Consider the following 13462-nt stretch of genomic DNA (forward strand, 5'->3'; position numbering starts at 1 on the left):
GATGTCCTCCTAAGTTTGATCTGCTTGTTTAATAAGTTGTCCCACAGGGACATTGTGAATGCCGGAATAGATATGAAACGATAAAAAACCAATTTCATCCTCTGGGATGTTAATGGAGAACTGTTCGCCTATCCATCCGGCTAATTGAGCAGCAATTTCGAACTCCAACGGAAAGTTCTGTTTCGTCTCATTTAGTAAGGGATTTACAATATCCATGCCATTACGAAGCCTATAAACAGCAAATTGGATATGGCTCGGCAAAGCGAAATATAGTTTCGGATGTACATCAACGCCTGTTTTTTGTTTGATGTGATCGGCAATTCGCTCTGTCATATCAATGATGGCAGGATCGATTTCTTCAAGGTAAGTATGATATTCCTTCATTTGCTCGGTATCGTCTAAACGAAATCGCTTTTCAATTCGGGTGTCTGTTCGATTGATTAGTTGACCGGCTTTAAGTGAGAAGCCGAGACCTTTTCCGAAAATGACGTATTCTTTCTTGGTTTGAACATCGACAGTTAATAACACATTGTTGCCAATTGCACGCTCAACCCGAAATGCACGAGCCATTATTGAAATCCCTCCTTTGTCATTAAGATGCCCAAATGGCAAAAAAAAAGAGCCAAGAAAAGACGACCTTTCTAATTAATAATTAGAAGGTAATCTTGTCTTGGCTCATGCCTCATTTGGTGAGTAACACGCCAATTTCATATGTTTGATCATTTATATCAAACGAATGATGTTTAACGTCATTGATTTGAATATTAACATCATATTGATGTAAAGCGCTTTCGTCAAGTGGGGATTAACTTGAAAAATTAAACTTTCATTATTTTCAATAACCGTCGGTGGATTGTCCTAGCTCTGAGGATAGCTCCATTCCTTCGTTTGCCGGCGTAGTGCCGACATGTTTTGTACTGTTACCAAGTGAATCTGCTTTCTTCAGTCCTTCTTCCACACGTTTTCCATAATTTGCATCTGCTTCTGTGAAATGACGAATCATCTGATCACGAATTACAGTGCTGCATGTACTAAGTGCATCGACAAGATTTTCAACGAGCTCGTCACGTTCCCACTGTTCGAATTTACGATAAGTTTCACCAGCTTGCTTGAAATTGTTCTGGCGATCAATCGGCTGCTTCACCAGTTTGGCCGAATATGAGGGTTCATGCGGTTCTCCAGATCGAGCGGCTTCCTTTAAACCGCCCATTGTTGAAGGCTCATAATTCACATGCGGGTTTTGGCCAGGGGCAATATCGATATAGAAAGCCATTTGACCATCACGCTGATTAGTAGCAACTTTTTTCTTCGGCGCGTTTATTGGCAGTTGAAGATAGTTTGATCCTACGCGGTATCGTTGTGTATCGGAGTAGGAGAATGTTCGTCCTTGCAGCATTTTATCATCTGAGAAATCAAGACCATCCACTAATACACCCGTTCCAAACGCCGCTTGCTCTACTTCAGCAAAGAAGTTTTCTGGGTTTTTATTCAAAATCATCTTGCCAACAGGCAGCATGGGGAACAGTTCTGGGTCCCATAGCTTTGTATCGTCAAGCGGGTCGAAATCGAGCTCTTCATGCTCGTCATCGCTCATCCACTGCACTTGAAGTTCCCAGGCTGGATAGTCACCGCGCTCAATTGCCTCATACAAATCTTGCGTACCGTGATTGAAGTTTTTTCCTTGGATTTGCTCTGCTTCAGTTTGTGTCAGATTGTGAATGCCTTGGAGCGGTTCCCAATGATATTTGACAAGTACACCTTCGCCCGCAGCATTAACCCATTTATATGTATTGACACCTGAGCCTTGCATTTGCCTATAATTTGCCGGTATTCCCCATGGTGAGAATAAAAACGTAATCATATGGGTAGCTTCAGGAGATTGTGAAACAAAATCAAAAAAGCGCTCCATGCTCTGTACATTGGTAACAGGATCAGGCTTGAAGGCGTGCACCATATCAGGAAATTTCATAGCATCGCGAATAAAAAATATTTTTAGATTGTTGCCTACGAGATCCCAGTTGCCATCCTCTGTATAAAACTTTGTAGCAAAGCCGCGAGGATCACGAAGTGTCTCAGGTGAATGGCCTCCGTGAATTACACTAGAGAAACGCACAAAAACGGGTGTTTGCTTCCCAGCCTCCTGAAATAGCTTCGCCCTCGTATACTTGGCAATAGGCTCGTCTCCGAGCTTGCCATAAGCCTCGAAATAGCCATGTGCACCAGCCCCTCGGCCATGTACGACACGTTCAGGTATACGCTCGCGGTCAAAATGAGATATTTTCTCGATGAAATGATAGTTCTCTAAAGTGGAAGGCCCGCGATTGCCAATGGTTCGAATGTTTTGATTGTCCGAAATTGGATGACCTTGCCTGTCTGTAAGTGTCGAATCTGGCGTTTCATTGGTTGTCATGCGGATGATATCCTCCATTTTTATGTAATCGATGGTTCTAGCGAGTAGTTTAAGTCATACAACATTGTATTATTCATATAATAGAAATAGGGACGATTTGCTATTTTGGATCAAAAACGTGAAGATTATGGTATAATAGAACCATATTTGTACATTAATTGATCAATTAACTTGCGAAATATTCAATCTTTGACAAACGGTGCAGGGGGATAAAATGTTAAAATTCAGTCTTTTTATATTTCTAATATGGTTGTTTGGCAATCCGTTTATAGCGATTCTTGTGATGCTTATCCTGCTATATGCGCTTGATCGTCGCTTCGTTGGGTTGACGCCAAGCTTATTTAAACCGTTAAAAAGATTATCTCGAATAAAAAAGCTGAAACAGCAAATCGATCGTTCACCAAATGATGTGTCCTCCAAGCATGAACTCGCCAGGCTCCTGATTGAGAGAAAGAAGTATAATGAAGCATTGTTTTGGCTTGAGCCATTGCAGCATATGTTAGAGGAATCAGCTGAGTACTGGGACGATCTGGGAACCAGCTATTTAAATAGCGGGAATGAGGAAAAAGGAGTCGCAAGCACGCTTCGTGGTCTAGAGCTTAACCCGCGTGTTAAATATGGTGCGCCATATTTGCGTCTTGCTGCCCATTATTCGAATGGACGTACAGAAGAAGCACTGAGGTATGTAAGATCCTTTCAAGAAATAAACTCTTCATCTTGTGAAGCATATGATCAATTAACTTCAATTTATAAGAAGCTGGGAAATTCAGCGGAAGCGAGTAGAGCGATCGAGGAAGGTCTTCGTATATTTCGCATGCTTCCGCGTTACAAGAAACGTCAGGAACGTAAATGGGCCGTTCGCTTATTTTTTAAGAAATGGTCCGTTTGATGTTGAACATTTTACAGGTTCCAGCTTCTAATGTTCGTGTATTTGTGATGATTAGTTATTATTTGTTATATTGTTGTTTCGTAAACGATGTTACATAATGAAAGCTATAATATTATAGAAGGGCAAGATGCATGAGATGCAACGCAATATTTGGCTTGTGGCGATTAGTGTAATCGTCGTTTTGGTGTTACTAAATAATACGGCATATTATTTTCTTACCAAAAAAACATTAGAAGATTCCTTTAATGAAGAGCTATTAACGCACGCTAAACGGTTGGAGATTTCTTTGGAGCAATCTCGCATAGGATCGGAGCAGTTTCAAAATCAGATCGGACGCGAACTGCGGGCTGCTTCAATTGCTATTCAGTATGCCCTTGATCCAGATGTCGAGAAGGTAACGACTGAACAGCTGATGGAGCTTCGCGATAAGCTGGACTTAAGTCATATTACACTCCTCAAAAAACAACCTGATGACATTATTTTGTACAAGTCATCTAATGAAAAGCAGATTAATACGAGTACGAAGGAATGGAAACCGTGGTATGAGGTGTTCAATCAGTTATTTGAGAATAAAAATGCTTCTGTGAACTGGCTTGGTCAATCGCTGCCGAATTTCTGGAGCGGACCATTCGAGGTATCTACGACGAATGTAGATAAGCTGAACAAATGGGGCTACTACTACGACGGAGCAACAAATTATATCATTGATCCTTATGTGGATTATGAACGACAACAAAAATATGAAGACGCGACAGGCGTTCATCGTATGATCGAGAATTCGATTCAAAGCAGCGACTCATTGTTAGAGATCGGATTCATCAATCCGGAGACTTTCCCTGACGGGAAGGATACAATTAATAAGCATGGAGAGATACAAGGACATAAGGTGCAGGAGCCAATCTTTTACGGCACTTATAATATCAAATCCGAAAAGGATACCCAATTGGTTCGTGAAGCTTATTTCTCCAAGAAAATGACTACCTTAAGAGAAAATATAGGCGGACAAGAAATTTATAAAATGTACATTCCGGTATTTGTAAATGAGAATGGCATTAATATTACTGATCGTGACGGACAGCCTATGAATAGTTATGTGCTGATGATGACCTCTGATTATCATGTTATTCAAGAGAAGTTGGATTCACAGTTTTTGAATTTAGGCATTATTATTTTGAGCGTTACCTTTTTTAGTTTATTAATAGCGGTGTTTGCAATGCGATATTACAGGTTTTCTCGTGATAAGGCCGTACGGGTAACGCAGGAAACATATGTGGATGAAATCAATCAAATGTTTCATTCGATCAGAGGTCAGAGGCATGATTTCTTAAACCATGTCCAGACGATTCACTCTCTTGCAGAGCTGAACAAATCGCAGGAGCTCGTAGCGTATACAAAGGAGCTGACTGGTGATATTCGTTTGATGAACGATATTATTAATATTGGTAATCCAGCTATTGCTGCTTTAGTACGTTCGAAAATTTCACAGGCAGAGGGTAATAGAATTCAGTTTAGCTGCTCCTTTAACGGTTTGAATATGCAGGAAATGGGTGTTAAAACGCTGGATGTCAATCGCATACTCGGAAATTTAATCGATAATGCGTTTGATGAAGTGCTTAAATATTCGGAAGATCGGCGTCATGTCACGCTCGTAGGCGTTCAGACAGCGGATTTACTTGAATTTACAGTAACGAACACCTGCGAGGATGCTGCAATTGCGGTAACGATGCCTATTTTTGAAGCGGGATATTCGACCAAACAGGAGGATCATCAAGGGCTAGGACTTTCTATTGTAAAAACCATTGCAAAGCAATATAAAGGTGACGTATATATGAGTGCGGAGACAGCTGGGAAAATGACGTTTACAGTGAAAATGCCATTATAATCTAAATTAAAGCCTTACCGTTGAATGTTGATCGACGGTAAGGCTTTTTTATGTTGTTCATTCATTCATTTGTAATCGTAATCGAGCTTTTACCGTCAAATGATGGCAACAGCCTTATGGGATTGGTATAATAGTAAGAATGCAAGTGAACGGAAAGGAAGCAGGTGAATGTCTATGATAAGCCTCAATGAAAAGCTGCACGCGCTGATTGAACAACAGCTGAACGTCCATGTTGAGACAACGATTATGAAGCGTGGCTGGCATTACTACATGGAAGGTAAAGTGAACAGCGCCAATGAAGGAAGCCATGATCATTTATATGGCGTCGTGCAAGGATCGGATCTTTATGCGGTCATTCTTGATGCTGGTCAGTTGCGTTATAGCTCATGTACTTGTCCATATACAGGATTTTGCAAGCATATGGCTGCCGTTTATTTTCAATATTGCAGTCAACAGGAGGGGGGACATACGCTAGCTGAGCGATCTTATTTTCGATTGCTGGGACTGTCTTCTGCAAGTGCATTGCTTAAGAATACACCAGTTGCTCAGACTGCACCTCCGCAAGTGCCTGATTTACCGCCTCGTGATCCGGGTGAGCTAGCGACAGCTGAAGAATGGCTGGCGTGGATGGAAGAGACGCATGGCGAAGTATTTCGGAAATGCCGTCATTCCCTTCATGCTCTTCAACCTTTGTTGTCATCATTAAAGGGGCTGGCTAAAGATTGGGAGAAGCCGATGCAGCGCTTGCATTGGTCAACAGCTATTATCTTTGTGCTTGAGCAAGCGGAACGTGCCATCAATACGGTCGATTCGTTTAGTCGATATTATCATGAAATGTCGTTCATCCGTATGGCTGAGCCTTGGGTTGAGCATTTATATACACTAGTATCTGAGCTATCTCCAGAAGAGATGGGAATGCAGGAAGAAGCATGGGCGGATGCTTTAATCGCTCGCGTGAAAGTATGGTCCTCCAGCACGGAGAAGCAGCTTTTTGACTGGGAGAATATGTACATGGTTTTATGCGAGAAGCTTTCAGAGAACCGCAGTTGGTTCGAGCGAGAGCTGGCATCGATGGTTGAGCTTTCTCAGAAAGAGCAATTAGAAGAAGTTAATGAGACATTTTTGCATACCGCGATCGGAATGATGTACTTTTTCGACAAGCAGGATGAGCTTGCAATTAAACATTTTGCATTAACAAGCTTCGACCGCTCTCAGAAGGTCATGTATCCGTGTGCGGCACAACGAATGGAAGAAGGCAAGTGGCAGCTCGTAGATCAGTGGATGAGCTTCTTATTCGAGCGAATTAATAAAACAAAAAACGGCCGTTCGGTCGGACCATTTGTTACTTTATGCCGGAGAGCCGACCTTGACCGTCCTGAGCTGCCAATATGGACCGAGTATATGAAGCAATTGCTGCCTCATTCCTATTCAGAATTATCTGACCATTGGTTAGATCAGAAACGTTATGAGGAATGGGCTGATTTACAGATGCTCGTAGGCTCCCATCCAGAGGATGTTGGTGCCAACGCGCTTAGAGAAATGGCAAAGCACGCACCGAGGGCATTAATGCCCCTATATCACCAATCGGTCGAGGCGTCTATACAGTCCCGGAATCGTCAAGGCTACCGAATTGCAGTCAAGCAGCTGAAGAAGCTCGAGCGGTTATATAAAGCTGATAAAGATGCAGTCAGATGGGATCAATATATTAGCGGACTTGTACGAAAACATCAGCGCTTGAGAGCGTTTCAGGAAGAGCTGTGGAAAGGGAAAATTGTTACATGAGAACTTACATTGGCGCGCGGACGCTAACGATAGACGGGTTTTGGAACGAGGAAGAAGAAGGTGCGTCCATTTGGTTAAGCGCAGTCGATCGGAAGGATGCAGCGGATGGCAAACTGCGAGCCTTATTATTCGCATGGCATAAGGCATCGTGGTATGGAGCAGATGTTGAGGAAGTTAATGTGGGTGATCGGAAAATGTTAAAGATCCCACCGCTACTTGCTGTTGATTATTTATCGTCGCCTCAGCATGTGCGTCTGCTTCAAGTCGAGTGGACGGAACGATTGTCTATTCTAATGAAATTGGCCGAGCAGATAAGGAGTGCTCTTCTTAATGGTTGGTTTATGCCCAATTGGCAGCTTTGGACGGAAGAGAAGCGCAGCTGGAAAATGGCCATTCCAGAGCAGGAGATTGATTTGCAGCGTTACTGGAACGAAAACTTGGATGCTGCAACTCAGAATGGTGATAAAGGAATAGAGCACTGGATTAGCGGAGCAATCGAGCAAATGATTGAACAAAACGAACAGGCTGAACAGGCTTGGAAGGACATAGGCAATGCTTCTGGTGAAGCGGTACTGAGAAGAAAAGCTGCCGATGAGGAAGATTGGCTAATCGCAGTGGGGCTAAGGAAGGATGTTCTTCCATTCCGAATTGCGCTTCAGCTTGTTGAACCGCAGGAGTCGTCCATCTGGATATTACGCCCCGCGCTTCAAAATCGTGACGGAGGTCCGTGGTTTCCTATCCGTATGAACGATTCTCAGGAGTTTTGGGAAGCAGATTCGGATGACGAGCAAATGATTCCGGATGAATGGCTGCCGCTCCTTGAAGGGAAGCTTGCTAAAGAGCAGCAGAAATGGGCGAATGCACTTCCAGAGCTGACGGAAGCGAATGATGAGAGCAAGCTTAGGTACAGGTTAACCGATAATGAAGCTTGGAAATTTCTAGAGCATGCAAGCGTTCGTCTTCTGGAGGCCGGTTGTCCTGTACTTTTGCCTAGTTGGTGGGAAGCCGTGCGATCACGCAAGCTTCGTTTGAAAGCCAAGATGAAATCATCTGTCGGCTCCGCTGCTCAGCCGATGTTCGGACTGGATCAAATCGTGCAATTTGATTGGAAGCTTGCTCTTGGCGATGTCAATCTAACCGAGGCGGAGTTTCTTCATCTTGCAGAGCAGAATCGTCGCCTGTTCCACATTGGCGGTGAATGGGTTCATTTGGACCCGCAGGATGTAACTCAAATTAAACAATGGCTGAAGCGGATGGGGAAACGGAAGGGACTCTCATTCCGTGATGTGCTGGAAATGCATTTAAGAGGGGGCATTCCGCTGGATGACAGCGGTGAGCTTGACTCTGCAATGGAAGCGGAAGTAGAACTGAATGATCACTTAACGTCATGGCTGGCACAGCTGCAGCAAATTACACAAATTCCACCCGCTGAAATTCCTGATGCGTTTCTTGGCGAGCTTCGACCTTACCAGCACGAGGGTGTGTCGTGGCTGCTGTTTCTTAGACAGTTCGGGCTTGGCGGTGTCCTTGCAGATGATATGGGTCTTGGAAAAACCATTCAGTTCATGGCTTATCTTGTATATATTAAGGAAAAGAAGCTGCAGACGGGAGGACCTTCGCTGCTGATCTGTCCAACGTCGGTTATTGGCAACTGGGAGAAGGAGCTCGAGCGTTTTGCACCTTCGCTTAATGTCATGCTTCATTACGGAAATAAGCGGGAAAAGGGTGAACAATTCCGAGATTCCGTAGCTGGGGCGGATTTGGTTATTACGTCCTATTCACTAGCTCAGCTGGATGAAGAGGATTTGTGTCTAGTTGACTGGGATGCGCTTTGCCTCGACGAGGCACAAAATATAAAAAATGTGTATACGAAACAATCAGCCGCCATAAGACGTTTCCCTTCCGGACATCGCTTGGCATTAACCGGAACTCCGATGGAGAATCGTCTGACCGAGTTATGGTCAATCTATGATTTTATTAATCCAGGTTATCTCGGCAGTATGAATGAGTTCCGCAAGGAGGTCGTCACACCGATTGAGAAAACACGCGATGAGAAGCTTATTTCGGGGCTTCAGCGCTGGGTGAAACCATTTATGCTCCGCAGAATTAAGAAGGACCCTTCGATTCAGCTGTCTCTGCCGGATAAGAACGAGACTAAGCTTTATATGACGTTAACAGCCGAACAAGGCGTGATGTATGAAAACTTAGTTTCAGAACTGCTAGAGAATCTAGATAAGCTGGGACCTATGCAGCGGAGAGGACTAATTCTCGCAGCTCTAACTAAGCTGAAACAATTATGTGATCATCCTTCACTGCTTCATAATGAGGATAAATCAGCTGTATGGGAAATTGAACGTTCAAATAAAGTAGCGCGGCTGCTTGAGATGTGCGAGGAAATTGCAGCCGAAGGGGAACGGTGTCTCATCTTCACCCAATATATCGATATGGGGCATCAGCTCAAGCAGCTGCTTGAGGAGAAGATCGGTTTACAAGTGCCTTATTTGCATGGCGGAGTGCCGAAGGCGAAGCGGGATCAAATGATCGAACAGTTTCAAAATACGGAGGAGCCATGCTCTGCTTTCGTACTCTCGCTAAAAGCGGGAGGAACTGGACTTAATTTGACAGCTGCGAATCACGTGTTCCACTTTGACCGCTGGTGGAATCCTGCTGTAGAGAATCAAGCGACTGACCGTGCATTCCGGATTGGACAGACGAAGAAGGTTCAAGTACACAAGTTTATAACACTCGGAACGCTCGAAGAGAAGATCGATGAGATGATTGAGCGGAAACAGTCGCTTAACGATCAAGTCGTTGGACAGTCGGAGCAATGGATTACCGAAATGTCTACCGAAGATCTTAGGGAGCTTTTTGCATTACGAAAAGGCTGGTTAAAGGGATGAGGGATATAATTGTCTGATGGAAGTTTGCATGCGAAGCAGCAAAAATTACAGCTTGAGGTTGAAAAAAAGATTATCGATGATAAAACTTCACATGCTGAAGAGGGGCAATTGCCCGATAATCGCCAGAATGACAGTGCAATACCAGAGTGGAAGCGATTTTATGAGGTTGTCAAAGAAATAACGAGTGATATGCGATACTAACTCGGTAGATAAAATCCTATAGCCCGTCGGGAATAATAACCCGACGGGCTATAAGATTTTATCCCTCTTTTTAAAAATGAGAGAATTGTATCCCTAACTCATCGTATTTTGGACCTCCTTTCTTCTGAGCCATGAGAACTATAATAAGGGTGCGAGGCAAACAAGCAACACCATAAACGAGGAGGTCTTCCCAAATGAAAAAGAGATCTACACTAGTTGCCACCACTTTGCTTTCAGCTATGATTGTCGTAACGGCATGTGGCGGGAACAATGCAGAAACGAATAAAAATGCAGGAACAGCAACAAACGATGCAACTAACACACCTGTAGAAGCAACTGAAGCACCAGTAGAAGCGAAAGACGTAACATTGTCCCTTCGCCACACACAAATTAAAGAAACAAGCAAAAAACGTTTGCAAATTCTTGAAGATGTAGTTAAGAAAACACAAGATGAAAATAAAGGTCTTACTTTCAAGCTTGAAGGTATTGATGAGATCGTTAACCGCGATCAAAAGCTGAAGGCTGAAATGGCTGCTGGAAACCCTCCTGATATCTTCGAAGTGTTCGGCGGAGCAGACCTTAACCTTTATGTAAAAGCTAACCGCATGCTTGACCTGACTCCAATTATTGAAGAGCTTGGTCTTACAGGTAAATTTGCAAGCTTAGACGAGTTTACTGTAGATGGCAAAGTATACGGCCTTCCTTTCGGCGGCTATAGTGAAGCCATCTTCTACAACAAGAAAATTTTTACTGAGCTAGGTTTGGAAATTCCGACTACATGGGCTCAATTGATTGATATCTCTGAAAAAATCAAAACAGCTGGCTACACACCATTTGGTTTGGCTGCAAAAGACGGCTGGGTTAACGGTATGCTTTGGAACACAGTTATGGAACGCAACGTTGGTATTCAAGCGTTCAGCGATGTTGTAGCTGGTACAGCGAAATGGACAGATGCCAACTTTGTTAAAGGACTATCTTCATACGCTGAGCTTGTTAACAATGATCTCTTCACTAAAGGTGCTCTAGGTCTTGCTTATGCTGATCAAGGCGCGCAATTGCTTTCCGGTAAAGCAGCAATGGTATTCACAGGAACTTGGGATGCTAACCGCTTCTCAGGTGACGAAGCAGGCGATCTTAAAGGCCAAATCGGTTACTTTGGCTTCCCGTCAATCGAAGGCGGCGCTGGCGACCAAACTTCAATCAACGCATCATACTCAAACGGCTTTGGTTTCTCCGCTACGCTAACTGAAGATCAAATTGCAGCAGTTAAGAAATTTATTACTAACTTCTACAATGAAGAAGTTCAAAAACGTACTTTGGTTGAAGACAAATTGCTTCCTTCTATGAAATTAAGCGATCTGTCTGGTGTTGATCCGCTTACAACTGAGATCTTGACGGTTATGGCTAATGCTTCCAGCTCATGGAAAGCATATGATGCAATCGTTCAACCAGCAGTAGGTGCTGACATTAACGTTGGTATCCAAGAGCTTATCGGTAAAGTAAGCACACCAGAAAAAGTAGCTGCAAAAATTCAAGCTTCGCAAGAAAAAGCAAACGCAGCTAAATAATCCAAAGACATTACATTCGTTCCTGTTAGCAAGAGGGTGTGCTTCCTTCCTGGAGGGCACCCTCTTGCCACGCCAGGACCAAAGGAGGACATTATGAACAGAGCGCTCAAAAACCCTATTACTTATGTGGCGTTCATTATTCCGACGCTTGCTTTATATGCTTTGTTTTTTGTTTATCCCGTTATCGTATCTTTTTTTTACGGTTTCTTTCGTTGGGATGGCATTACGGAGAAAGTGTTTATCGGATTTGATAACTTTACGAGGTTGTTTCAGGATGAAATTTTTGTTAAAGCACTTATAAACAACTTTTATTTTATGATATTTTCCCTAATCGTGAACATACCGCTCGTCTTCTTGATTTCAATCATAATCAGTAAAGTTAGACGTATGCGTGACTTTTACAAATCGGCTGTATTTGTGCCGGTTGTTATATCGACAGCAACAGTTGCGATTTTATTCGGCGTTTTGTACAACTATGATTCAGGTTTGATCAACCAGTTTATTCGCCTTGTCGCTCCAGAGAGCTGGGCGCGTGAATGGTTGTCAGATCCTAAGCTTGCAATGCTTTCGATTCTAATTGCAAATGCATGGCAAAATATCGGCTTCTTCATTGTATTGTGTTTGGCTGCGATTCTAAACATTCCGAAAGAAATTGTCGAGGCTTCTAAGCTGGATGGCGTTAACGGCTGGCAAGAAACATGGATGATTACATTGCCGCTCGTAAGACCGATCCTATTTGTAATGCTGCTTCTAAGTGTTTCGGGAACGATGAAGGTGCTTGATATCGTACAAATTATGACGAACGGCGGTCCTTTCCAATCTACAGAAGTAATGGCGACTTATATGCTGAAAGTTGGATTCCGCTCACTTGAGCTTGGATATGGCAGCGCGATCGGCGTAGCGATGTTTATCATTATTTTGATTCTTACTGGTATATTACAGCGCGTGACAAAAAGCGAGGAGGTGCAATACTAATGGAACGTTCCCGAAGCTCACAATGGTGGATGCATACATTTTTAATTGGGTATGTTGCAGTAGTGCTCTTCCCTCTGTTATGGCTATTTATGTCATCTTTCAAAACGAACCGAGAAATTACAGTTAATACATGGTCATTGCCAACTAGCTTCAACTTCGATAACTATATTGCTGCTTGGGAAACGGCCAATATAGGAAAGTATGCATTAAATAGTACATTTGTAACAGTTACGGCTTGTGTGTTAACGCTCCTTTTTGCAGCGATGACCTCATTTGCGATCGCACGGATGAAATACACCAAGATGAATAGAGCCGTTTATAATTTCATTTTAATCGGTTTAATCGTCCCAGCAGGTGCATTGTTTATCCCGTTGTACCGTTTGATTCAGAAGATCGAGTTGTTTGGTCAGCCATTATATGATACTCATTGGTCTTTAATTTTGGTATACTCCACATATGCATTGCCTATTACCGTATTTATCCTTTACGCTTTTATGCTATCGATCCCGAATGAGCTGGAGGAAGCTGGTATTATGGACGGGCTGGGCGCAAGCGGTCTGTTCTTCAGAGTCATCATTCCGATATCAATGCCAGCACTTGTTACTGTTTTTATATTAAATTTCATTGGCAACTGGAACGAGTATATTTTATCCCAGCTATTTATAACAACTGAATCACTCAAAACGCTTCCTAATGGTATGGCAACCTTTAATGACGGCTACCGCACAAACTTTGCATCGCTTTCTGCTGCGGTAATTATAAGCATTATTCCGGTGCTCGTCGTGTATGTGTTCTTGCAGCGTCAAATTATTGAAGGTATGACAGCAGGAAGCGTGAAGGGTTAATAAAGAAGGG

10 protein-coding genes are annotated in these 13462 nt (G+C 43.2%); 8 read left to right on the forward strand and 2 right to left on the reverse strand.

Annotated features, from left to right (window positions below; genetic code table 11):
- Window positions 1–9 precede the first annotated feature (9 nt).
- Both AC0YN6_RS14305 and AC0YN6_RS14310 read right to left on the reverse strand, forming a co-directional pair.
- Window positions 10–570, reverse strand: a complete 561-nt coding sequence (locus AC0YN6_RS14305; RefSeq protein ID WP_475747621.1) for a CAT RNA binding domain-containing protein — start codon at window positions 568–570, stop codon at window positions 10–12.
- 265 nt (window positions 571–835) lie between these two features.
- Entirely contained in the window at window positions 836–2428 is a 1593-nt protein-coding gene (locus tag AC0YN6_RS14310) for a catalase (protein WP_475747622.1), read from the reverse strand.
- Between the two features lie 196 nt (window positions 2429–2624).
- On the opposite strand from AC0YN6_RS14310, the gene AC0YN6_RS14315 reads away from it, so the two are divergent.
- The 8 genes from AC0YN6_RS14315 to AC0YN6_RS14350 all read left to right on the forward strand — a co-directional run bounded on the left by AC0YN6_RS14315 (window position 2625) and on the right by AC0YN6_RS14350 (window position 13452).
- Window positions 2625–3299: a tetratricopeptide repeat protein gene (locus AC0YN6_RS14315; protein WP_475747624.1), complete on the forward strand. Its 675-nt coding sequence runs from the start codon at window positions 2625–2627 to the stop codon at window positions 3297–3299.
- A 127-nt stretch (window positions 3300–3426) separates the two neighbouring features.
- Window positions 3427–5181, forward strand: coding sequence for a sensor histidine kinase (locus AC0YN6_RS14320; RefSeq protein ID WP_475747625.1), 1755 nt, complete (start codon window positions 3427–3429; stop codon window positions 5179–5181).
- Between the two features lie 168 nt (window positions 5182–5349).
- Window positions 5350–6963: an SWIM zinc finger family protein gene (locus tag AC0YN6_RS14325; protein WP_475747627.1), complete on the forward strand. Its 1614-nt coding sequence runs from the start codon at window positions 5350–5352 to the stop codon at window positions 6961–6963.
- Window positions 6960–9863 carry a DEAD/DEAH box helicase gene (locus AC0YN6_RS14330; protein ID WP_475747628.1) on the forward strand — a complete coding sequence of 968 codons (2904 nt, stop codon included), beginning with the start codon at window positions 6960–6962 and terminating at the stop codon, window positions 9861–9863. The genes AC0YN6_RS14325 and AC0YN6_RS14330 overlap by 4 nt, the downstream gene beginning before the upstream one ends.
- 9 nt (window positions 9864–9872) lie before the next feature.
- The gene (locus tag AC0YN6_RS14335) at window positions 9873–10064 is read left to right on the forward strand and encodes a hypothetical protein (protein ID WP_475747629.1); all 192 of its coding nucleotides are present in this window, start codon (window positions 9873–9875) and stop codon (window positions 10062–10064) included.
- 194 nt (window positions 10065–10258) lie between these two features.
- Window positions 10259–11632 carry an extracellular solute-binding protein gene (locus AC0YN6_RS14340; RefSeq protein WP_475747630.1) on the forward strand — a complete coding sequence of 458 codons (1374 nt, stop codon included), beginning with the start codon at window positions 10259–10261 and terminating at the stop codon, window positions 11630–11632.
- A gap of 93 nt (window positions 11633–11725) precedes the next feature.
- Complete coding sequence (locus AC0YN6_RS14345) at window positions 11726–12607, forward strand: carbohydrate ABC transporter permease (protein WP_475747631.1); 882 nt, start codon at window positions 11726–11728, stop codon at window positions 12605–12607.
- Complete coding sequence (locus tag AC0YN6_RS14350) at window positions 12607–13452, forward strand: carbohydrate ABC transporter permease (RefSeq protein WP_475747633.1); 846 nt, start codon at window positions 12607–12609, stop codon at window positions 13450–13452. Before AC0YN6_RS14345 ends, AC0YN6_RS14350 begins: the two co-directional genes overlap by 1 nt.
- The last annotated feature ends 10 nt before the right edge of the window (window positions 13453–13462 follow it).

The organism is Paenibacillus sp. J22P15 (assembly GCF_056269345.1).